Origin of the sequence: Aeromonas sp. 61P, from assembly GCF_051919545.1 — a bacterium.
In the GTDB taxonomy this organism is placed as follows: Bacteria; Pseudomonadota; Gammaproteobacteria; order Enterobacterales; family Aeromonadaceae; genus Aeromonas; species Aeromonas veronii.
This window is the reverse complement of the sequence record NZ_JBQBEL010000001.1, coordinates 3,396,884-3,418,069: the sequence shown is the minus strand read 5'-3', so window position 1 is coordinate 3,418,069 and position 21,186 is coordinate 3,396,884. Positions and strand designations below refer to the sequence as shown.

The following is a 21,186-nucleotide window of genomic DNA, read 5'->3' as shown; positions in this document are numbered from 1 at the left end:
TGGAATATGGCGGCATGGGGGCCGAGCCAACGGTGGCTTGTGAGCTGTGTGCAAAGGCAAGCAATAATCGGGCCCGGTCTAATGGGCTTGAATTATCAGTGATTTAGCCTGTTATCGGGCGATCTCGGCCCAGGTGAATTGCAGTTTGCAACGTGCGGGGGAGGTTAATTGCAATTTGGCAATCAAAACGAGGAGTGGGTGTCGGCGAATAAGGCGCAAAGAGTATCATTTGGAGAACAAGTGCCGTGGCACTGCCCGGCATAACATTTGCAACGTGCTGAATGCCGTGACAGCAAATAGTCTGAGAATCGACAAGGAGCTAGCGATGGAAAGCATGACTTACACCCTTAATGATATCCAGGTAGTGGTACTGGAAAACGAGTTTGACGCGATGGCCGTCAGTGAGCTCCGCCCGTTGTTTGAAACCCTCTCGACCCACCCGGGAGATATCCTGGCCGATATCAGCGATGTTCACTTTATCGATTCGTCGGGGATCGGAGCCTTGGTATTTCTCTATAAAAGATTGATTATGAACGGGCATCAGATGGCCCTTGTCTGTGGACCCGGTCAACCTCATGACCTGCTGGAGATGCTGCATATCGACCGGGTGATCCCCTGCCATGAGAGCATCAAGGCCTATATGCGTTCCCGTGGCATGATGGCCGCTGCATCATGAAACGGGTTGGTATCCTGCTCTCGTCCATTCTGCTGTCGGGTTGTGTGCAGTGGCCGCCGGAGGGGTATGGCGGCATGGCAGAGGCAAGACCCACCCGTATTCCGGTCAATGAGGATGAACGGCGGGTCTGGTCTCGTTATGATGAGCGTCAGAAGGAACTCGACTTGCAGCTGACGGAATTAAAGCAAGCGAGTCTGCAGGGGTGTATGCCTGCCGAGTTGAAACGACTACAATCTCAACGTATTGATATCGAACGGGATATGCACGGACGGCTCTGGTCGGATGTAGCCTGGCGTCAGACCGTGTTGGCACAATCACTACAACAAGTACGTTTGCGGCTGCAACAGACAACAGCGGATGGCTGTCGTGCTGATTGGTCAGGGCTCCCCTTACGCCAATGGGGGCAGACGTAACAGACGAAAAGGATGTCTATGAAACGGGGCGCTCTCGAAGGATTGATCTGTGTTCTCTTGCTGTTGTTCACCTGCCCGTTACTGGCCTCCACCTTGTTGGCTCCCGGTGATCGGTTGGCCATAGTGCAACCCGGTGAGCCTGCTTTTGATCAGCCTTTCCAGATCAACAAGCAGGGGGAGATTGCACTGCCTGAAGTCGGCAACCTAGTGGTGGGGGGGAAGACCCTGCCACAGGCGGATGAACTGATCCGCACCGCCCTCAAACCTGTTTACAACAACCTCTCTCAATTGACCGTCACCTTGCTGGAGAAGCGGCTGCTGATCAGCGTGATGGGCTATGTCAAAAAACCCGGCAGTTATGATCTGGCGCCCGATGGCAACGTGCAGATGGCTCTCGATGCCGCTGGCGGTCTGGTGCCTGGTGCCCAGCTCAACAATATGCAGGTGCGGCGTGGCAGCACGGTCTCAAGCTTCGACTACAAGCGTTATCTCGATACCGGCGATGCCAGCGTGTTGCCGCCATTGCAATCCCTTGATGTGGTGTTCGTGCCAGCATCCCCTTTGATCGGCAACGTGCAGATTGATTTTGATGCGGCAACCCTGGCGGCAGGCGGGGATGGCGATACCGGCAAGGCGATCAAGGTGTTTGGTGAGGTCAACAGCCCCGGCGCCTTTAGTTTCAAGAGTGGCAACTCCATCGTGGATCTGCTGATGCGAGCCGGTGGGGTGACCCGTTTTGCCGGGGTGGAGCGGATCCGGGTGATCAATGGTGATGCCCCCGAACTGTTCGATCTCAAAGCCTATCTCGACTCCGGCAACAACAAGCTGCTGCCCAATCTGGCGCCGGGCGCCACCATCTTTGTGCCCAAGGATGAAGAGCAGATAAAACGGGGGGCACGCACCATCTACATCATGGGTGAGGTGTTCAAACCCGGTGCCTATGAGGGGCGGGAAGGGGACTCCTTCCTCGATATTCTGGCCAATGCCGGCGGCCCGACCCGCTATGCCGAGAGTCGTCAGATCCGTTTGCTGCGCACCGATGGCACGATCGAACCCATCGACTTGCAGGCCTATACCGAAGGGATGCAAAAGGCGCTGCCCCAAGTCAAACCCGGTGATGCCATCTTTGTGCCGGAAAAAACTGATATCAACGAGAAGTCCTGGTTGAAGGTGGCACCCGGGCGGGCGGTGATGGTGATGGGGGCGGTGCGGATCCCGGGCCGTTATGAATGGTCTGACGAGATGTCGCTGCTGGATCTGATCGCCCACGCCGGTGGCCCCAACGAGCGGGCCGATATCGCCAAGGTGCAGATCCTGACCGCCGAAGGGGGGCAGGCCACGCCAACCCTGTTTGATCTCGACAAGTTCCTTCATCAGGGCGGGGCGCTGGCCAGCCTGCCGAAGATCCGGGCCGGATTCACCATCATGATCCCCGAGCTGCCCACCGATCCCAGTGACAACAAGTCCCAGTGGGTGCGCCAGTCACCGGACAGTTCCATCTATATCTTCGGTCAGGTCGGGGCCCCCGGTCGCTATGCCTTCAATGAGCAGATGGGCTTTATCGACATCCTGTCGGCCGCCGATGGTCCGACTGCGGCGGCGGATCTGCGCAATGTGCGCATCGCCCATCGCAGTGGCAGCACGGCGCGGGTCAGCAAGCTCGATCTTGCCCTCTACTTTGAAACCGGCGATGAAACCTTGCTGCCCAAGGTGCTGCCCGGCGACTCCATCTACCTGCCGGAGAAGAATCGCCCCTGGCTCGATGAGCCCAAGGAGAACACTATTCGGGTGTTGGGGGCGATAGCCCGTCCTGGTCGCTACCGCTTTGACTCCTCCATGACCCTGCTGGATCTGCTGGCAGAGGCAGGGGGCCCGACCAGCAGCGCCTATATCAAGAAGATTGTGGTGATCAACATGGCTACCAGTGGTCAGGGGGATCAGGCCCGCAGCTTCGATCTCGACGGCTTTGCCAAAGAGCCCGACTTTAGCCAGTTACCGGTGCTGCGCGCAGGGGACACCGTCTTTATCCCTGATAGCAAAAGCAGCAACTGGGCCATCTTCATGGATGGTATGCGCGACATTTTGACCACGATCTCGGTGGTGGCCCTGGTCGGAACGCTTTGATATGAGCATCCCCATTCAATATCTGGAGCTCGAATCCCTCTATGCGGCGACGGTCGCCCGGGGGCTCCGCTCGCTGGCGGTCACCTCGTCGGAAGGGGGAGAGGGGGTGAGCTCCATCTGCGATGCGCTGGCAAGGCGCTCGGAAGCGGATGGGCTGCGCACCCTGCTGGTGGATCTCAATCTCTATCACCCCGGCCGCGTCCCGGCGGTTGCCTGGGGGCCCAATGATGTGCCCGAGCCTGTGGCCAATGGCCGCTCCTTGTCGCTGCTCCCGGCGCCGGGTAAGGATCTGATGGCCTTTCGCAACAAGGATACCTTGCGCCAATTGCTGGTTCGCTGGCTGGAACATTACGATGTGGTGATCTTCGATACCTCGCCGCTCACTGCCCTCAATCGGGGCAATATTCCGGCCGATCAGGTGTGTGGGGCCTGTGAAGGGGCACTGCTGGTGGTGCTGGCGGGGGTGACCCCGACGACCGTGGTACAAAGTGCGGTGGATAAACTGACCCGTGCCGAGGCCAATCTGATTGGCGCTGTCTATAACGACAAGCTCAACCCGGGGCTGGCCAGCGAGATCCTGCGCGAACTCAACCGGCTGCCAAGTAACCGGGTGACCGAATGGCTCAAGCGCTGGTGCCGGCGCAGTGCCTTGCTCAATTTCCGGATCTGATCGCCCGCTGATGGAGGCCCGATATGGATGACTGGTTGCGATCTGCTCCGGCAACCCTGCAGTCGGTACGCGAACTGCGCAACCGGCTGGCACAGGGACTCTCCCTGTTTCAGGTCTCCCCAAAGGATCAAGCCAACTGGCTGCTCTGTTTCAGTGAGCTGGCCACCAATAGCGTCAAACACACCGTCCCTCCCGCGACCCGGCTCTGGCTCACGCTGAAAGAGGATGAAACGGGTTTGAGTCTGATACTGGAGGATGATGGCGGCCCGCAACCCGGTCTTGCCAGTGCGCCGTTACCCGATGAACTGCAGGAGGGGGGATACGGGCTGGCGCTGGTGCACCAGCTGTTTGCCGAGGTGCACTTCTCTCGCGACGGTGAGCGCAATCGTGTGGCCCTTCGCCAGCAGGGCCCGGTCAACCAACTGCCGGTGATCGCGGTGATCGACGATGACAAGGTGATGCGTGCCTTGCTCACCGCCTACCTTCATGAGCACTACCGGGTTGAAAGTTATGCCGACTCCCATGCCGCCCTGCTGGCGCTTGGAAAGCAACCTCCCGCGCTGGTGCTCTCCGATATCGAGATGGAGGGGATCGATGGCTTTGGGCTGCGCCAGCAGTTGATGAAGGATCCCAAGATGAAGGGGGTGCCCTTTATCTTCCTGACCGGTCATCAGGATCAGTGGACCCAGAGTCGGGCGGGGGCGCTGGGGATCGATGACTTTCTGGTCAAACCCATCACCAAGCAGGACCTGTTGCTGGCGGTTTCGCGGGTGTTGCAACGCTCGGAGCAGCTCAAGTCGCAATGGGGCGAGCAGCTGGATCAGCGCATGACCTCGGCGCTGCGCCCGTTATTGCCCGCCACCTCCATAGGGGGATACCAGCTGGCGTTGCAAACCCGGGCCGCCACCGTGGGGGGCGGGGACTTTCTGCTGGTCAAGGATCGGGTGTTGTGGCTCGGGGATGTGATGGGCCACGACGCGGAAGCCAAGTTCTTCGCCCATGCCTATGCCGGTTATCTGCGCGGCTTGCTGACGGCGCACGATCTGGAGCGCGCCCCCGCCCGTTTGCTGACCATCTTGTCCAATGCGGTTCACAGTGATCCGCTCCTTGGGGCTACCCTGCTCACCACCCTCTGTATTGAGCTCGGCAACGAGGGGCGGGTGCAGTGGGCCAGCGCGGGCCACCCGGCGCCCTGGCTGGTCGGGCCCGGCACCATCCGTCAGGTCGGCGTGACCGGCCCCTTGCCCGGTTTGCGCCCGGATCCCCACTTCGTGACCAATGAGCGTCAGCTCAAGCCCGGCGAGATCCTGCTGTTCTGGACCGACGGCCTGCTCGATAGCCGTGACGCAGAAGAGCGCCAGCGCTGGGAGTCGCAGCTCAAGGCGATCTGCCTGACTTCGGGGCCCGGTCTTGAGCAACTGGCTCATCGCATTGCCCGCTGGTTTGATGAGCGCATCAATGATGCCGCCCTCGATGACATGACCCTCTTGTTGGTCGCCTGTCCCGGCGCCTGATCCTGCCCCTCTTTGCCTGACTGGCCCGCTCTATGCAGCGCCTCATTTCAGGTGGCATGGAGCCACGGGAGGAGGGCCTTATGTTACCCATGCAGCAGATCTGGCTGGCTATCGATGCGCGTCAGGTCGGTGGAATTGAAGTTCACATTATCCATCTCGCCAACGATCTGCTGGCCAGGGGATTTCGCCCCACCATAGTGCTGGTGAGCAACCACGGCATGACCCCCTTTACGACCCTGCTCAAACAACAGGGCTTGCCCTACGAGGTGTGCCAAAACAGCCGCGATTTTATGCGCCGTCTGGCCCGCCAGCCTGCTTCTGTGCTGATCCATACCCACGGCTACAAGGCCGGGGTGCTGGGGCGGCTGACAGCCTGGTTCACCGGTAAATCGGTGGTTTCTACCTTTCACAGTGGGGATGACGGGGAGGGTTTGCTGAAGTTTTACAGCTGGCTGGATCGCACCACAGCGCGTTTTGCGAAGTGTATTGCAGTGAGCGAGCCCATCGCTCGCAAATTGCCTGTGCCGAGCACGGTGATCAGCAACTTTGTCCCCATGCCTGCGACGCCGGCATCGGTAACTGGCAACCGGATCGCCTTTGTCGGCCGCCTCTCGCCGGAAAAGGGGCCGGAGGCATTCTGCCAGCTGGCTGCCTTCTGCCCGGACGGGGCGTTTCATCTCTACGGGGATGGCCCCATGAAAAGCGGCTTGTTGCAGCAGTATGGTGATCGCGTCCAGCTTCATGGTTTCCAGAACATGGCCAATGAGTGGCACAACATCGACTTGCTCTGCATCACTTCCCGCTTTGAAGGGTTGCCGCTGGTGGCCCTGGAGGCGATGGCTCACGGCATACCGGTTTGTACCTTTGCGGTGGGGGGGCTGGTCAATCTGATCGACCATAAATCCAATGGCTGGTTGGTGGAGCCCGGCCATGTGCGAGATATGGCGGAGCTGGTCAACTACTGGCTGCGTAGCGATGGGGTGGTGCGCAGCAAAATGAGTCAGGCGGCCCGCAACACCATAGCCCGCGGGTACAGCGTCAACAACAGAGTGACCGATATTCTGGCTGTCTACGGCGCCTGAATCCCCAAGGGGAAACCCGCCAAAAACGAGTGGCCGCTGGCCACTCGTTTTTTTATGTGCCGGTGTTAGGGGTTGCAGGGGGCGGATTGCTTCGGTGATCACGCAACGCTCGGGTTTCTGCGGTTGGTCAAGCGGACATCAGGCCTGCGGATGGATGGGGCCAGATGATGGCGATCAGGTCGCGGACTTCTTTGTGATCACCATTGATGTGCCACAAGGATGCGCCATAAAAAAGGCCATTGCAGTGACAATGGCCTGATGGGCGTTGAGAAGTGGTTGAGGTCGGCGCGGCGGGATTAGCGCCCCTTCTTGCCAACCATGATGGCAATCGTCTTGCCGATGATATGCACATCCTGCACCAGCCAGCGCCAGGGGTGGAGCAGGGCGACCGAGTAGGCCAGATCGAACGCCAGCTTGCTGCGCACATCATCCAGCGACTCGTCGTAACCCTGATTGACTTGTGCCAGACCGGTAATACCGGGGGCCACTTCATAGGTGCGTTCGATAAAGTACGGCACCGCATCTTCCAGCCGGTTGGCGATCCCGGGTCGCTCCGGACGGGGGCCGATCAGCGACATCTCCCCCTTGAGCACATTGATAAACTGCGGCAGCTCATCGAGCCGGGTTTTGCGCAGAAAGTCGCCGCTGCGGGTGATCCGGCTGTCCCCCTTGCCACACCAGACCGGCCCGGTGGCCGCCTCGGCGTCGACGCGCATGGTGCGAAACTTGATCATGAAAAAGAGCTCGGTATGGGTGGCGTGGCTGCGCCCGATCCGCAGCTGACGAAAGAACACCGGCCCCGGGCTATCGAGCCGGATGGCCAGCATGATCAGCGGCCACAGTGGCAGCGTCAGCAGCAGGCCAAGAGTGGCACCGAGCAGATCCATGCTGCGTTTGACCACCAGGGTCAATCTTGGAATGGGGTGTGTCATACGGCTTTCTCCTGTGACATGAAACGTATGGGGGCGCGCAGGCAGTAGCGCAGGGTGCCCATGCCGTTGTACCAGTGTCCGAGCACCAGATAGTGGATTTTGCGAAACAGATTGGGCCAGGGGTGGACAGGGGTCAGCTGGATCAAGATGACCAGCAGATACCCCAGCAGTTGCAGCCCCAGCAGCAGCTGAAACAGCAGGGATTGGGTGGCCAGCGGGATGGCGCAGAGCCACAGCAGGGTCAGGCAGAGCGGCATCAACACCCGCAGCCCCTTGCCACTGGCAAAGTTGAAGGCAACCCAGCCGAACTTGGGGTGCAGCAGGGGCAGCAACCGCAACAGCTGCTGGGTGTTGCCAGCCCCGATCCGCTTGCGCCGTGTCGCCTCCAGCGCGGCATCGGAAACTTCCAGCTCCAGTGCGGCGCAGCGATTGTCATAGACAGCGCGATACCCCTTGGCGATGGCCTGCATCGGCAGGATGAAATCGTCGTTGATGGTATCGGCGGCCAGCGGGGTGAGGCACTCCCGGCGCATCATGTAAAAGGCCCCGTGGGCCCCCAGCATGCCGCCAAGGGCCGACTCGCAGAGTTTGATCTGGCTTTGATAGTGCCAGTAACTCTCCTCGCCCTGTGAGCCCGGTTGCCAGAAGCGGTATGCCTCCCCGACCACCCCTACCTTGGGATCGGCAAAATGGGCGACCGCCAGCAGCAGGCTGTCGATGGGCAGCAGGGCCGAGACATCGGTGAGGGCTACCAGATCGCTGTGCACCCAGGTCATGGCCTCGTTGAGCACGGCGACCTTGCCGCGATTGCGGGGGTGATCAAACAGCCTGATCTGCAACTGCTGCAGGGCGGGATCACCGAGCTGACTTAGCGCAATGGGGTAACTGTTGTCGCTGCAGCCGTCGAAATGCACATGTACCCACAGCTTGTCGGCGGGGTAATCGAGGCTGGCGAGGTTTTGCAGCTTGGCCGCGATGGTCGCCGCCTCGTTATAAACCGGCATCAGCAGGGTGATGGTCGGCAGCGCCTCATCGGTGGCGTCTGCTTTGAACCCTCGATCCAGGGGGCGGGGCGGATTGGCTACCTTGCGCGCCTGCCGACCACCGAATTTGAGCAGCAGGGGATAGCCGACATGGTGGTAGACCACCAGTACAGCGCACAGCCAGAACACGATCATGATCCATTCCATGGGATGCTCCTCTGGTCATCGGGTCGCTTGATCAGCGGCTGTAAAGCTGCTGATAGGCCTGAGCCATCCGGCTCAAGCTGCTTTGCTGGCACACAAACTCACGGGTGACGGCACGCAGGCTATGGCAGTGCAGCAACCCTTGTGCCAGAAGCTGGGCAAGGCGGTCGGGATCCCGCTCCGACAGGATATGGCCGCTGGCCTGGCAGACGATCTCTCTGGCCGCCCCCACGTCGCTCATCACCACCGGCACCCCGCACGCCTGTGCTTCCAGCACGCAAAGCGGCATCCCCTCCGCCAGTGAGGGGAGGCAGAAGAGATCCAGCCCCTGATAGAAGCGCGGCATGTTTTCGACCAGCCCGAGAAAATGGACCCGATGGGCGATCCCCAGCTGCTGACACTGTTGTTGCAACGCATTTTGCAAACTGCCGACCCCTGCCAACGCAAGATGCACCTCCTCCGGCAGGGCGCGGATCGCCTCCAGCAGCAAGTTATGCCCCTTGACCGACTCAAGGCGGGCGGCGCAGCCAATCAACTTGACCACTTGCGGCAGTCCCATCTCCTGACGGGCGAGGGCGGCGGCGCCCGGGGCAAAGCGCAGCTCATCGATGCCGTTGGGGATCACGGTTGGCGACAACTGGCCCAGCTTGGCCAGCAGCTGGTTGGCTACCGGCGTGGCATCGGCCACCAGAATGGGTTTGAAGACGCGCAGTCCCCACAGGGCCAGCGTGCGCTGATGGGGATCATCGAGATACCAGGCATCGTGCTCTGTGTGTACCAGGGTGGGCACCCGGGCCAGCCGACTGGCCAGACCGCCATAGAGCATGGGCCCCAGATGGTGGGTATGTACCGCGCCGGGCTTGAGTTGGCGTAGCAGTCGGGTGAGCCGCCAGAGGGTTGCCAGCGACCAGCCTGCGGGCTTTTCCAGACAGTGAATATTGCCAGCAAAGGGATGCAGGGCGGGCCATGCCCTTAACACATCCCCTTTGCGCCCTTCGAGGGAGATGATATGCACTGGCTGCTCGGCCGGGCTCGCCTGCGTGAGGTTGAGCACCATGGTCTCCAGCCCGCCGGGCTGCAGGTGCTGCACTATTTGAACGATGGCGCTCCCGCGGGGATGGGGTTTGTGCGACGGGGTTGATGACAACATGGTTCGCGCTCCGGCAAGGGAAGGGGTGGCACCCCGGATAGCGGGAGAATGCGAATCTTGTACCACTCTTGCGATCTGCCCACAGAGGCGATCAGCTCCTCTGGTGGCACTGCCTTTGCATCGTGCGGGGGGAGGGCCTTTCTCAGGGAGTGATGCCATGCCTGTCCAATTCTATTACAACCTCTACATCATTCTCTTTGCCGCCTGGCGCCGTCGCTATCTGCTGCTGATCCCGGTACTGGTGATGCCGCTGGTGGGCGTGACGGTCGGCCTGCTCACCCCCAAGGAGTATGAGAGCCGCACCACCTTTATGGTGCCGCAAGATGCCAACCAGACCCCGACCCTCAAGGATCTGATCACTCAGGAGAGTCTCAAGGATCGTTTTGCGGTGCTCGAAGCCCTGCTGCGCAGCCGTTATGTGCTGGACGGGGTGGCGCGGGATCGCGGTCTGGTCAATGACGAGACCCCGCCAGCCCAGCGCGATGCCATTATGGACTGGCTCTCGAGTGCCGTCTCGTTGCGGTTGATCGGCGATGAGGTGATCGAGATAAAGGTCAAAGCGGATTCGGCGGCCAACAGCGCCGGTTTGCTCGAAGCCATTTCGCGGCGCTTTTTCTTCAACCTACTCAGCAAGGGGCGCCAGTCGGCGGAATCGTCCGAACGTTTCCTGCAAAGCCAGCTCGACAGCCGCCGCAGCGAACTGCAAGCGGCTGAGCAGCTGCTCGCCGATTTTAAACGGGAGCATGCCAGCGCCTTGCCCCAGCAGCAGAGTACCAACGTCGCCCGTCTCTATGGTTTGCAGGAGCGTTACGCCGAGAGCCTGATCACCTTGCAGCAGGCCAAGGCCCGGGTCGATCAGCTATCACTGGGGCAGGAGAGCCAGCTGGCCCGCCAACTGGATGAGAAGCTGCAGCTGATGCGCACCGAGCTGGTGTTGCTGCGAGCCCGCTACAGCGACGAGCACAGCAAGGTGCAGAGTCTGCGCTATCAGATTGACCAGTTGCAGCAGGAGTTCGAGCAGCTCAAATCCCAACCGGATATGGCCCGCGGGCCCGAGTGGCAGCTGGCCCAGACGCAGCTGACGGAGGCAGAGCAAAACGCCGCTGGCTTGAAGAGCCAGCTGGATGGGCTGGACAAGGTGGTCGACTCCCAGGGGGATACAGAGCGCCAACTCGCCGAGCTGGAGCGGGATCTGGCGGTCAAACGCACTCTCTATCAGGATTTGCTGCTGCGCTATGAGAAGGCCAAGGTGACCGGCGATCTGGGCAACTTCGAGCAGGGGGAGCGGATCAAGGTGATCGACAAACCCTTCGCCCCCAGCAAGCCGAGCAACTACCCGCTCTGGCTGTTTTTGCTGGCGGGCATTGTTGGCGGGCTGGGGCTTGGCTGCGGTCTGGCGTTGGTGGCCGAACTGGCGGATGCCAGCCTGCGCCGCTCCGATCAGCTGGCCGCCCTGGTCAGGGCGCCGGTGCTAAGTCGCATTCCCTACTGCGAGCCGGTGCCGGACTATCCATCCCATAGTGATCCGGCGCTCGATGGGCAGGTGCTGCCTTTGTCACCAGAACCGGGTTGATTGCCACAAAAGCTGGCTGCTAGCCGGAATCTGGATATTTCTTAAAAGGCCTTGTGATAAGGCCTTTTTATGAGGTTAAGCCAGCCTCTGGGCTAATTACGTATTTGCTATGCCCTGTACTAACACCGTTTAGATGTTTGTATAACAATGAGATTTAGAGGAGCTCTCTAATCCCGCATCTTGACTGTTGTTTTGTACAGTGTTACAAGTGGAGCCTGCATAGAGCGTTGATAGTACACTCATAAATCAGAAGCCGGTTGCTAATGCAAAAGTTTTAAAATGATTTATTGGTGGGGTGATATGTTACGGAGTTAAATTGAAGGTGCTACTAACACATTAATAGCATCTTTTATCTAAATACTGTTATGTGAATAAAGGGAAAAGCTAGTTTTGGACGTAATCCTAAACCCTCCGCTGCCAATAGCGATTGAAGAGTTTTATAAGACACTATTGTCCGTTTCTGGCGTTCTGTTCGGTATCGCTTTTGCGGCAATGCTGTTTGTTCTGCAAAGCGGATTTTCGTCGTTCAAATTTTCACGAAGGATGTTTTTAGAACTATATTTGCACTTTGGTCGTCAATTGCTATATTCATTAGCATATATTACTGCATCTCCATTTCTAGTGTTATTCTTCCCAAATAGTGCGGTGGCAGTCTCTTGGTTATACGGCCTATACTTCATATTTTTTTTGAATGCCACATTAGACTACGCAAAAGAGGAAGGGTATATAATAACAATACACTCTAAAAAATATGTGCCTAGTCACTATGGTAGAAGACGAGCATATTTCAGATATATAGCTAATCGTGGTGTGTTAAAAAACACTTTGTTTTTGCTACCAGTTATTCTTCTTATAATGTATCCATACATTATATCTTTAATCAACACTGGCGTTCTGTATCTTACAAAGGCGGCAGTTTTTTACAGTTGTCTTCTACCACTACTATATACTCTTTATAAAATCACAAAATTCATTCCGGAATTTTTTATATATACTGGAATGGAAATGTCTGCAAGCTCACGTGACCCATCAGAAGAACGTTCTAAAGAAGAAAAACAACAGAATATCGTAGAGAAACGAGTGCTAATGGAGCACCTTATTAATCATGGTCTTAGCGAGTTAAACCCAATAACCCCGCGCAAGTTCATTGATGGCGAAATTTCCGTGATCTTTCTTGATAAAAATGATAATGATGAAGCGTGGTTTAATGTTAATGTGAACATCTCTAATGTCACTCCAAATCAAGTTAGAAGTAGTGTATTAAGTTATGCGCACGCGTTGGCAAAGAGATTACATGAGTCTAGAGTGTCAATTAACACTTTTGTTTTATCATTCCACATCAGAATAAGAAATCAGCCATCAAGAAATATGTTCTTTCGGATGTCTCGCAGCGAATTAGAAGAAGTGTTCTCAGCTGGGCTAGATCAACCTGAAGATATAGCTGGATTGAAAAATGTGTTGTTCGATGAATTGTTTTTAGAGTAATTGAATAACAATGAAAGGGCGCCAGACACTATACTGTATTTCGTGTTTGGCGCCTGTTAGTTAATAGGGGCGATTAGCCGATAGACATAATCTGACACTTGCGGTAACACTTCTTGCCAATAAGGAAGGTACGTACCAACCGGTGCCAATTCGAGAGTCAGTGTCGGGCGAGGTCTGGGCGGAAATCATGCTGCCTTTCAGGTTTTATCGTACCTTGCTAAAAATTAGCAGTATAAGGCTGACACATACCAAGAAACCCCAAAAAGCAGCGCTGTAGACTGTATTAGTCGCATCCATAACACTTTTCAATATTGTTTGGTGCAGCTCCAAGTTAATTGGCCCAGAAAGTAAAACACTCTCTTTCTCTGATATATGACCAAACGGTAAATAGGCTATGCCGAGCCAGAAATAATAGCCAAGACCAACAATTAAAATTAAGGCCCATCGAATGATGGTTTTAACTTGACTTGATAGCATCAAATTCTCCACTCAATACGCCACCAACTGAGCCACCAGAATATGGAGATAACTTTCTGATAACAGATGCACCCTCGGACAAGGTACTAAGGAACGAATACGGAAGTTCAATTACAGGCCCAATCCTTTACCATATTGCTTCACCTGTGCCGGAGTCATATCTCCCCCAAACCAAAATCAAGGCATGCATTGTGCCATGAGCTACAGGCGAGGCCAAAACTTGAATGATGTAGTACGACACTGATTGTCATTACGGCGAAGCAGCAGGCTGTCAATCAGTCTCGATAAATGAGCTGAGTTACTGACTGATGACGGGCAGTATTCAAACCAGAAGTTATGCAGCCTCTGTTGAAAGCCATGGTTACGGAAAAAATCAGGGAGCCGTAGCTCCCTAATCGCAACACACGGGGTGATTAACTAGCCGATGGCTGGCGTTTGTTGCCAGTTGGCTTGCTGCGGACGGCCTTGAGATCGGCGCTGATAGCGCCAGGCCAGCAGTAGCGGCATACCGAGCAGCAGCTGGGCGGCCAGCGGGATCTCCTCGATGGGGGCGGCCAGTGCACCTTCCGGAATAATGCCCCCCTCAATTTCGGCCGCCAGTTTGAGCTCCAGCGCATTGCCAAAGTCGGCAAAGGTGGTGGCATTGATGACAAATGCATCCTGACCGCCCGCCACGTTCTCCACATACCACTCTTGCAACACCCCATCGGCATAGTCCTGACCTATGGTGATGCCGTTGATGGTATCGATGCCGGAGGCGAGCAGTTGATCCCGCACGGTGGAAGTATCCAGCCCGTTGTTCTGGATACCGTCACCCGACACATCCATCACCTGGCGGGCGGCGGTGAAGTTGTTGGTATCAAACTGCTGGGCACCAAAGGCCATGGCCGAACCGGGTGCCGTCATCCCCGCAAAGGGGCGCACCAGTGAATCCAGGGTCGCGGCGAAGTTGTTGATGGAGGTCATGTCGTAGAGGTGGAACCAGTCAGTCATCAGACTTTGCTGGTTGCTGCTGCTCCACATCACCATTTGTACCGCGATGGACCCGAGTTTGCCGCCACTGGTGTCGAGGATGGCGCTCTGTACATCCTGATTGTAAAAGGCATCCACATAGCCCTGTAATTGCAGATTGAATTCCGATGAACTGACACTGCCCGACACATCCATCAGCAGTTGCAGTTCGGTATCGACTTCGGTCAAGGCGTATGCGGGGGAGGTTACCAACAACATCCCCAGCAGCCCTGCCAACGGTTTGAGTTTCATTGCCCACTCCTTCTCCTTGGCGCTAGTGCCAGCAGGGGGAATGAATAAAGCGTGCCAGCTTTGTTGCATCCTCTGACTTGGCTTGATCCGGGTGAGGCCGGGCAGGCATGGAACTTGCGAGAACTTGCGACAGTGGTCAAAAGCGCTGATAACCGGCAGGAGTTGCGATGGCGATCCGTCCCTGGCAGTGGGCACCCAACTGGCTGCTACTTGGTTTGGCCAATCAGTGGGGCATGGTATGGCTCAATATGGGTCACTTCAACATGCTGGTAGTGTTGCTGATTGCTATCTGGTGGCAAATTGCATCGCGGGTTGCACCGAGCTGGCGTCCGCATCCACTGGCGCTCGCCCTCTTTATCCTGCTGATCCTGATCCCCAGCGCCAGTTGCAAGGCGCTGGCCTGTCTGTTGCTGGTGGCCTCGCTGTGGCGCCGATGCCAGAGTGGCGATGAGCGGGCGGTGTTGCAGATTGTGCTCGCCTTTACCGTGGCGGTGTTGTGGGGGCAGCAGGTGTTTGCCCTGCTCTCCGGCCCCGTGCTGGCGCTCGATGCCTGGGGGGTAGGCCAGTGGTTGCAACTGCTTGGCTGGGAGACTCGCCTTGATGGCAATCGCATCGAGCGGTTGGGGGGCCACGCTCTGATCGTACTCAAGGGGTGCTCCTCGTTTTCTCAACTCTATCTGGTGGTGCTCTCCTGGCTGGTCTCCTGCTGCTGGCTGGCGCCGGATCGGCCCCTCTACCGGCAGTGGCCCATGTTGCTGCTGGTTTGCCTGCTCTATATCGGGGCCAATCAGCTGCGGCTGGTGCTGATGAGCCTGGATCTGCGCTGGTATGGCTGGCTGCATACCGGCTCGCTGGCCCAGCTCTACCAGTGGGCCATCATGTTGCTGGTGATGACCATCCTCTTTCTAAGGGGGCGCCGTGATGCGTCTGTCTAAGGGGTATTTGCGGTTGGTGGAGTTATTAGAGCCGGGTGGTCAATATGATGCTGCTGGTGATGACCATCCTCTTTCTAAGGGGACGCCGTGATGCATCTATCTAGGGGATATCTGTTGCTGTTGCTGGTGGCGCTGCTCAGTGCTGCCGCCATGGGCTGGCGTTATCAGAACCGGGCAGTTAACGAGGGAGCCAAGCCGATGCTGCTGGAGCTGGTCCAGATGGGCTGGCGCTTGCGGGTGGCTACGCCGGTATTGGGCGGCACCTATGTCAGCTATCAGCTGGCCCATCCCCGCTGTGACGGTCTGCTGCAGTCCATGCTGGTGGCGCCTGATAGCGAGGCGATGTCAGTGACGCTGGCGGGTGAAGGGATGAGCCAAGGGGTGATGTTTTTAGGTGAGCTTTACCAGAGTCCGCCGCTGCTCTCGTACCGTCTTACCCAGGGTTGGCGCAAGTTGTGGGGGCTGGCCCCTTATCCCCTCTATCGGGTGGCCTTGCCGACCACCTGTCTCGGCCTTATTGCGCCTCCGCTGGCGTGACCGACCCCGATTCACCGTTTGGCAGAATGCGGATCAGCAAGGTATTGGGGGCCAGCATGGGGTCATAGCGGGGCTCCAGTTCAATGGCGCGAGCTCCCAGCAAGCGGGTGAGGGCTGTCAGTCGCACGCTCGCCATCCGCGCACTCTCCAGCATGTCGGTTTGCAGCCCGGGGCCGCTTATCAGCGCAATCCGGGCCGGATCCTTGCGTCCCAAAAACTGATGCAACTGCTGCTCCTGATCCGCTGGCAGTTGTGTCTCCGCGTTCTGGTACTGCAGTTGCAGCTGGGGCTGTTCGGCCATTTGCTGTTCCCGCAACTGGTTGAGGATCGGCAGGGTCTCATTGACCGGCTCCTGACGGGCGCAACCGGTGAGGATCAGCAGCGGCAGCATCAGGGGCAACAGGCGGCGCAGGGCGCTGTCTTTGGCTGTGGAGCGGGGAGTCTGGTTGGCCATACGCAGTCACTTCAGGAGGATGAGTTGGCACCAGTTTGCAATGTTTTCAATCCCTTGGCCAGTTGTTCAATCTCGCGGCGCCACTGGATCCAGGCGGCAGAGGGCAGTTGCTCTGCCACCTGCCAGCGGGTCGGCAGCTGATCGCGCAGGCGCTCCAGCAGCAGGGCGGCATCCACCTGATAGCGGGCCTCCTGCTCCAGCCATGCGAGCCAGCGCAGATCTTCGATGGCTTGCTGCAACAGCAACAGATCGTGGGAGAGGCGATGCGCCTCGCAGGCTTGCGGGCCGAGCAGCATAAAGTCGCTCTCCCGCCCGTCGGTGGGGTCATAAGGCAGGGCGGTGGGCATGCGACCATGCCACTGCAAATAGCCCTCGGCGCCGCTTTGCCACAAATAGAACCCGGCGGCTCTCGGGGTGCCCAGATTGTAAAACCAGGGGGTGACCTTGTGCTGGCGTATCCGCGCCACATCGGCCTTGTCGGCGCCAAAGCCTGCGTTGATCAGGGCAATCTCCACCTCTGCAAGCAGACCAACCTGACCCGGATGATTGAAGTGGCCTGCGCGGAGCACCGCCGGATCCCGCCGTTTCATCTCCCGCGCCAGGGTAGTGATGGCGGGCAGGGTAGCGAGATCGGGTTCATCAAACAGGCTCCATGCCAGCGGGGGCAAGCCGCTGTCGGTCAACCCCTGTTGCCGCGCCTGCCATTGTTCAAGCTGGCTGGCAGGGTCGCTCCCCCAGCGTTTGAGCGGGGTATAGGCCAGCAGGGGCGGCACAAAGCCGAGCCCGGCCGCCTCTCCCATGATCTCCCGCATCCCCGCTTCTTCCTGTGGCAGGGCGGGCGAGAGGCCGCTGATCCCGAGTTTGGCGAGCCGCTGCAGATCGCAGCGACTGGCCGCGGCGATCTGCTCTTTTAACGCCTCGGGATTGGGGCTCAGCCAATTCAGATAAGGGGGCGCTTCGACATAGATGCCGACCGGCTTGCTGGCCGCGGGCAGAGTCAGCGGCAGCACCTCGATAGTCAGTGGCAGCTGCACCAGTTGCTGCTGGCTCAGCAGCTGAATATTGCCGAGATAGTGACCGGCAGGCGCATCGCGAGGGACGGTGATCTGCAGCACCAGACGCCGAGGTACGCCTGCCAGCAGGGTGAGCCCGGCGATCCCCTCGACCAGCTCCTGATCCGAGGGGGCCAACAGGGTGCCGCTCGCCTGCGGGCGAACCAGATGCCACTTGCCGTAATAGGGTGTCAGCGCCAGCGGCGATCCTGCTTGTTCGGGGGGCTGGATCACCAGCAAGGGGCCGGATCGTCGGTGGCGGCGTGGATGGCAAACTCCAGCAACAGCTGGCTGCCACGGGCGGCCAGCACCGGTTGTGCAGCCTGCTGCAACGCATCGGCCGCAGATGCCGGGGCGATCTGCAGGGTTGGGGCGGCATCCGTAATCGGCGTGAGGCTCAGTTGCTGCGCAGCTGGGGCTGGGGCTGGGGAATAGGGGGCCAGAGTCCACTTTTCCAAAAACAGCTGGCGCTGCTTGGTCAGCACGCTTGCGGTAGCGTCGGCCAATACGGCGAGATCTTTTCCACTATTCGGAAGAGCCTCTTTGCTAGTGGGGGCCGGATAGGGGGCAAGCAGCAGCCCCGCCAGGTATTTGGCATCCGGTGAGTGACCCACCAATGTGATAGTGATCGGGCCGCCGGGGTGGTTCAGAGTGACATGAACGGGGCCGCCCTGTCGTGCCCCGAACAGCTGCCAGGGATCCGGGTTTGGCAGTGCCTCGCGGGATTGTCCCGCCAGATAGCGCTGCGTTAGCCACTCCTGCGGTTGCCACTGTTCGGCCCAGATGGGCTCGCCATTGACCAGCACGCTGCGCTCGAAGGGGTGGGGCAGGTACTCCCATTCACCTGGGTCATCGAGCCAGAGGGTAAGCTGGTAGCGCCCTTTGGCCAGGTCCAGTCGTACTCCGTCGAGATTGCGCAGCCCATCGCGCACAAGGGCATCGCCGGAGGGGCGCAAGATGGGGGTGGGATGGCCAATCAGCCGGGGATCCCCCGGGCTCAGGGCTTCAAAGCCGGTAAAGCGGGGCGCCACCGCCGCCCCCAGATCCAGCGCAATGGTGCTCTCAGGCAGAGTCAGACCGGGCTCCCAGTACCAGCGGTGAATGGTCATTGAGGGGGCGTTATCGGCCATAAAGAGATAGAGCTTGCTGAGTTTGTCCAGCGCCAGCGCTCTGGGCTGGCTGGTGCGCCACTCACTCAAGGCAAAGCGCTGGGTGAAGGGGCCGGGGGCGACAATCCGCTCCAAATTGACCCGGCTGCGGTAGTTGACCGAGGCGTTATCGTCGATACGCAGGATCAGGGTTTGCGGGTGGGCGCTGGGGTTATGGCCCTCGATCACCAGTTCATCATCGCTGCCTATTGGCCAGTTGTGGGTGCTCAGATCGAGCCGCTGGGGTGTCTGGTTGCCTGTCAGGGGCAGCGGGGTCTGCCCCTCCAGCCGGGTGGCGGCCATTGCTGCATGGCAGCAGAGCAGGATAACCAGCCAAAGCCCTCTGCTCATCCGGGCAGCCCCTTCAACCAGTTGTTCAGCTCGGCAGCCTTGTGATCCCAGCTTTGCAGGGCCACCTGCTGTTGGCGCGTGTGGCGCCCTTCGCTGCGGGTGAGCCCCTCCCAGCCACTCTCCTGAAACCAGCCCGGATTGGGTTGATCAAAGGCGGCTCGGTTGATGGCCTGGGCCAGGCTCTCCCCATCGTGGGGCAGCTGGATCTGATCCCGATAGCCATCGAGGGCCGGAAAATCGGTGCTGACGATGGGTCGCCCTGCGGCCAGATATTCACGCAATTTCAACGGATTGCAGGCACGGATCTGGGCGTTGTCGACAAAGGGCAGCAGACTCACCTGCCAGTGCTGGGCATAGGCCGCCAGCGTGTGATGGGGACGGGGACCCAGTAGATGGATATTGGGGAGCCCCTTGAGGGGGGAGATATCGGTCTGGACCGGGCCAATCAGCACCAGATCCCAGTGTGGCAGGGCGGCGGCCGTCTCTGCCAGCAGAGGGATATCAATCCAGTCGCTCAGGCTGCCGTAAAATCCGGCAATGGGGCGGCCGGAGGGAAGATCCGCCGGGCGCTCTCTGGGGGGCATAAACAGCTCGAGATCCACGCCGTGGCTGAGGAGCCGAGTTTTATGGGGGGGAAAGCGGCTGGCCAACGCGGGGCTGGCGGCCAGAATGAGATCCGCTTTTTCCACCAGTCGGGCTTCGCAGTGGGCAATGGCTTGATGACCCACCCCCGCCAGCGCCGAGAAGTCATCGCCGCAGTAGTAGATGACCGCCCGCTCTTCGAGCTTGCCAATCAGATCGACGGCGCTGGGCAGGGAGATCCAGAGCAGGGGGCGATCCAGCTCGGGCAACTGGCGCCGGATCTGCGCCGCCAGCCAGTGGCCATTGATCTTGCCCGCCAGCCGACTGCCCGGCAGTGGCAAGGCGAGCGGCGGCAGTACCCGGGGGCTGCTGACCTCTGATGGCGCAACCGACTGGCCGCCAGCATGGCGCGCGCCGCGCAGCACGGCCCCCAGTTTGCGGACGATGCGGGTGAGATCATGAAGGGTAAAGCGGGGACAGCGCATGCCGATGGAGTTGACCCAGAGCACTTGATAATCGGGCAACAGACGCTTGATCAGGTGTTGGGTGCTGGAGGGGTGCTGGCCCCAATCCTCTCCCAATACCACCAGTTGCGGCAGTGTGTGTGGTTTCATGCAAAGGTCTCCGAAGCGTGTGCGGGGTCGCTGTGATCCTGTGGCTGCAAAGGGCGCAGTACGGTGGCCGGTACACCCGCTGCCAACACACCTGCGGGCAGATCCCGGGTGACGACGCTGCCTGCGGCGACAATGGTGCCGGCGCCTATGGTGACGCCGGCCATCACCATCACCCCGGTGCCAAGCCAGACATCCTGCTCCAGCACAATGGCCCCCACCTGTTCATCGCGATCCGGCAGGCCCCGGGCGCGATCGCGGGCGTTGATCGGATGCCCCGGGTAGCCCGCCAGAAAGGCACGCCCTGCAATCCGGACGTTATCCCCCAGCACTATCTTGCTGCCCACCGCCAGGGTGGTTTGCCAGCCAATCCCGACATTGCGGCCAATCACCAGCCGAGGTGTCTGGCTCGATACCCGGCCGCTGATGGTCATGGCTGCGCTGAGGCGGCAGTCGGCACCAATTTCGATGGTGACCGGACCGCTGATATAGGGGATGCCGCCATAGAGATAGAGGCGCGGGGCGGGGGCCGTGAGGCGAGATTGAAACAAGGGGGTCCACCAAAGGGTGCGGGTCAGGGTCGCCAGAGCGTTGCTGATCAGCAGATAGAGCCGATAAAGCAGACGATGCAGGGGAGGGATCACGGGGAATGACCAGTGACGGGCACTTTTGGCCAGACGCCATACCCGGCGAGCCAGTGGCGTCTCCCCCTGTTTGGCCCAGCTTTTCATCCGGTGCAGGTTGATGGTGTTCATGGCGACCTCTCCCTCTGGTGCAGTCCGTTGCTCGCTAAGCAGAAAGCAGGGATCGGGCCAACAGGACGGCCCCAGCTAGATCGGGCCAAATGGGGCTAAGAGGAGAGTCAGATTGCGCCGGTCGGTGCAATTTGCAGCCAGCGTTGTGCAAAACGCAAATGCCAGTCTCATTCTGGGCCTGTTCAGGCCGGTTAAGCCGCGCAGAGGAGCTATCG

At 59.1% G+C, this 21,186-nt stretch carries 19 protein-coding genes; 10 read left to right on the top strand and 9 right to left on the bottom strand.

What is annotated here, in order from left to right; all coding sequences use genetic code 11:
- Positions 1 to 325 precede the first annotated feature (325 nt).
- The 6 genes from ACTG2O_RS16080 to ACTG2O_RS16055 all read left to right on the top strand — a co-directional run bounded on the left by ACTG2O_RS16080 (position 326) and on the right by ACTG2O_RS16055 (position 6,479).
- The gene (locus ACTG2O_RS16080; protein ID WP_005333409.1) at positions 326 to 676 is read left to right on the top strand and encodes an STAS domain-containing protein; all 351 of its coding nucleotides are present in this window, start codon (positions 326 to 328) and stop codon (positions 674 to 676) included.
- Positions 673 to 1,089: a hypothetical protein gene (locus ACTG2O_RS16075; protein WP_323928295.1), complete on the top strand. Its 417-nt coding sequence runs from the start codon at positions 673 to 675 to the stop codon at positions 1,087 to 1,089. Before ACTG2O_RS16080 ends, ACTG2O_RS16075 begins: the two co-directional genes overlap by 4 nt.
- Before the next feature lie 18 nt (positions 1,090 to 1,107).
- Entirely contained in the window at positions 1,108 to 3,213 is a 2,106-nt protein-coding gene (locus ACTG2O_RS16070; RefSeq protein WP_258720644.1) for an SLBB domain-containing protein, read from the top strand.
- A 1-nt stretch (position 3,214) separates the two neighbouring features.
- Positions 3,215 to 3,883 carry a capsular biosynthesis protein gene (locus ACTG2O_RS16065; protein ID WP_439976335.1) on the top strand — a complete coding sequence of 223 codons (669 nt, stop codon included), beginning with the start codon at positions 3,215 to 3,217 and terminating at the stop codon, positions 3,881 to 3,883.
- 23 nt (positions 3,884 to 3,906) lie between these two features.
- Positions 3,907 to 5,397: a SpoIIE family protein phosphatase gene (locus tag ACTG2O_RS16060; RefSeq protein WP_439976334.1), complete on the top strand. Its 1,491-nt coding sequence runs from the start codon at positions 3,907 to 3,909 to the stop codon at positions 5,395 to 5,397.
- Between the two features lie 80 nt (positions 5,398 to 5,477).
- Complete coding sequence (locus ACTG2O_RS16055; RefSeq protein WP_421250226.1) at positions 5,478 to 6,479, top strand: glycosyltransferase family 4 protein; 1,002 nt, start codon at positions 5,478 to 5,480, stop codon at positions 6,477 to 6,479.
- Positions 6,480 to 6,775: 296 nt separating this feature from the next.
- On the opposite strand, the gene ACTG2O_RS16050 is transcribed toward ACTG2O_RS16055, so the two are convergent.
- From ACTG2O_RS16050 to ACTG2O_RS16040, 3 genes are read right to left on the bottom strand one after another with little or no spacing between them, the layout of a single operon-like run.
- The gene (locus ACTG2O_RS16050; protein ID WP_439976333.1) at positions 6,776 to 7,411 is read right to left on the bottom strand and encodes a sugar transferase; all 636 of its coding nucleotides are present in this window, start codon (positions 7,409 to 7,411) and stop codon (positions 6,776 to 6,778) included.
- Positions 7,408 to 8,601 (bottom strand): glycosyltransferase family 2 protein, encoded by a 1,194-nt coding sequence (locus ACTG2O_RS16045; protein ID WP_439976332.1) that lies wholly within the window; start codon positions 8,599 to 8,601, stop codon positions 7,408 to 7,410. Before ACTG2O_RS16045 ends, ACTG2O_RS16050 begins: the two co-directional genes overlap by 4 nt.
- A 31-nt stretch (positions 8,602 to 8,632) precedes the next feature.
- Positions 8,633 to 9,748 carry a glycosyltransferase gene (locus ACTG2O_RS16040; RefSeq protein WP_439976331.1) on the bottom strand — a complete coding sequence of 372 codons (1,116 nt, stop codon included), beginning with the start codon at positions 9,746 to 9,748 and terminating at the stop codon, positions 8,633 to 8,635.
- Between the two features lie 157 nt (positions 9,749 to 9,905).
- Between ACTG2O_RS16040 and ACTG2O_RS16035 the strand changes: the two genes are divergently transcribed.
- Positions 9,906 to 11,321, top strand: coding sequence for a GumC family protein (locus tag ACTG2O_RS16035; RefSeq protein ID WP_439976330.1), 1,416 nt, complete (start codon positions 9,906 to 9,908; stop codon positions 11,319 to 11,321).
- A 390-nt stretch (positions 11,322 to 11,711) separates the two neighbouring features.
- The gene (locus tag ACTG2O_RS16030) at positions 11,712 to 12,806 is read left to right on the top strand and encodes a hypothetical protein (RefSeq protein ID WP_335838367.1); all 1,095 of its coding nucleotides are present in this window, start codon (positions 11,712 to 11,714) and stop codon (positions 12,804 to 12,806) included.
- 894 nt (positions 12,807 to 13,700) lie between these two features.
- On the opposite strand, the gene ACTG2O_RS16025 is transcribed toward ACTG2O_RS16030, so the two are convergent.
- The gene (locus ACTG2O_RS16025) at positions 13,701 to 14,546 is read right to left on the bottom strand and encodes a DUF1194 domain-containing protein (protein ID WP_279487774.1); all 846 of its coding nucleotides are present in this window, start codon (positions 14,544 to 14,546) and stop codon (positions 13,701 to 13,703) included.
- 167 nt (positions 14,547 to 14,713) lie between these two features.
- Here ACTG2O_RS16025 and ACTG2O_RS16020 point away from each other — a divergent pair, with 167 nt between their 5' ends.
- Complete coding sequence (locus ACTG2O_RS16020) at positions 14,714 to 15,481, top strand: hypothetical protein (protein ID WP_439976329.1); 768 nt, start codon at positions 14,714 to 14,716, stop codon at positions 15,479 to 15,481.
- A 90-nt stretch (positions 15,482 to 15,571) separates the two neighbouring features.
- Entirely contained in the window at positions 15,572 to 16,018 is a 447-nt protein-coding gene (locus tag ACTG2O_RS16015) for a hypothetical protein (RefSeq protein WP_439976670.1), read from the top strand.
- Here the strand turns inward: ACTG2O_RS16015 and ACTG2O_RS16010 are convergent.
- Genes ACTG2O_RS16010 through ACTG2O_RS15990 form a run of 5 tightly spaced genes read right to left on the bottom strand, consistent with a single transcriptional unit; the run spans position 15,996 to position 20,971 of the window.
- A complete protein-coding gene (locus tag ACTG2O_RS16010) occupies positions 15,996 to 16,472 on the bottom strand; it encodes a hypothetical protein (protein WP_439976328.1) in 477 nt (158 codons plus the stop codon). The two genes, ACTG2O_RS16015 and ACTG2O_RS16010, sit on opposite strands and share 23 nt — an antisense overlap.
- A gap of 11 nt (positions 16,473 to 16,483) precedes the next feature.
- Positions 16,484 to 17,764 (bottom strand): hypothetical protein, encoded by a 1,281-nt coding sequence (locus ACTG2O_RS16005; protein ID WP_439976327.1) that lies wholly within the window; start codon positions 17,762 to 17,764, stop codon positions 16,484 to 16,486.
- The gene (locus ACTG2O_RS16000) at positions 17,755 to 19,023 is read right to left on the bottom strand and encodes a hypothetical protein (protein ID WP_439976326.1); all 1,269 of its coding nucleotides are present in this window, start codon (positions 19,021 to 19,023) and stop codon (positions 17,755 to 17,757) included. Before ACTG2O_RS16000 ends, ACTG2O_RS16005 begins: the two co-directional genes overlap by 10 nt.
- On the bottom strand, positions 19,020 to 20,219 hold the full coding sequence (locus ACTG2O_RS15995) for a glycosyltransferase (protein ID WP_439976325.1): 1,200 nt from the start codon (positions 20,217 to 20,219) through the stop codon (positions 19,020 to 19,022). The genes ACTG2O_RS16000 and ACTG2O_RS15995 overlap by 4 nt, the downstream gene beginning before the upstream one ends.
- Positions 20,216 to 20,971: an acyltransferase gene (locus tag ACTG2O_RS15990; RefSeq protein ID WP_439976324.1), complete on the bottom strand. Its 756-nt coding sequence runs from the start codon at positions 20,969 to 20,971 to the stop codon at positions 20,216 to 20,218. The genes ACTG2O_RS15995 and ACTG2O_RS15990 overlap by 4 nt, the downstream gene beginning before the upstream one ends.
- Between the last annotated feature and the right edge of the window lie 215 nt (positions 20,972 to 21,186).